The sequence below is a fragment of the Streptomyces sp. ATLC9 genome, from assembly GCF_057196705.1.
Window position 1 is genome coordinate 1 of record NZ_JBXUOY010000535.1, and the last position, 910, is coordinate 910.

A 910-nucleotide genomic window follows, 5' to 3' on the forward strand; every position below is an offset into this window, starting at 1 on the left:
GCCCCGGCCTGGACCGCGGCCCCGCGCCCGAACTGCGCCGCCGCACCCTGGGCCTGCTGGCCGCCGAACCCGCGGGGACGGCCCCGGACACCGACGCGGTGGCCGCCCGGCTGGACTGGGAGTGCCCGCTGCGCGGGGGCGCGGAGCTGCGCGGCCGGATCGTTCGGTGGACGCTGACGGAGGCGGAGCTGCTGGGCGTGACGGGACGCGGCGCGCTCACCTCGTACGCGCGCCCCCTGCTGGACGAGCACGCCGTCGACGCGGACACCACCGGTCCCGAGACGGCCGCCCGGGACACCGGCGTCCCGGATGCCGCCGCGTCCCTCCTGGCCCCTCTCCTGCCCGAGCCGCTGGACCACGTCCTGCTCCAGGCCGACCTGACGGCCGTGGCGCCCGGGCCGCTGCGCCGTCATCTGGCCGAGACGCTGAACACCCTGGCCGACGTGGAGTCCAGGGGCGGCGCGACGGTCTACCGCTTCACCCCCGGATCGGTGCGCCGCGCCCTCGACGCGGGCCACGGCGCCGACGAGCTGCGCGCCTTCCTGGCCGCCCACTCCCGCACGCCCGTCCCGCAGCCGCTGGCGTATCTGATCGACGACGTGGCCCGGCGGCACGGGCGGCTGCGGGTGGGCGCGGCCGGCTCCTACGTCCGCTGCGACGACGGCACGCTGCTCGCCGAGATCGCCGCCGACCGCCGCGCCGCCTCCCTGGGGCTGCGGCTGCTGGCGCCGACGGTGCTGGCCTCCCGGGCGGACCCGGTCACCCTGCTGGAGCGGCTGCGCGCCATGGGGTACGCGCCGGCCGCCGAGTCCGCCGGGGGTGATGTGGTGGTCCACCGCGCCGACGCCCTGCGCACCCCGCCGCGCACCGCGCCCGAGCCGGTGCCGGACGGCCCGCCCAGCCCCGGCGC

General features: G+C 79.7%; 1 protein-coding gene. It reads left to right on the forward strand.

Going from position 1 to position 910, the window contains the following annotated elements:
- On the forward strand, positions 1 to 910 hold a 910-nt coding region (locus AC2CJA_RS26890; RefSeq protein WP_484605242.1), incomplete at both ends, for a helicase-associated domain-containing protein.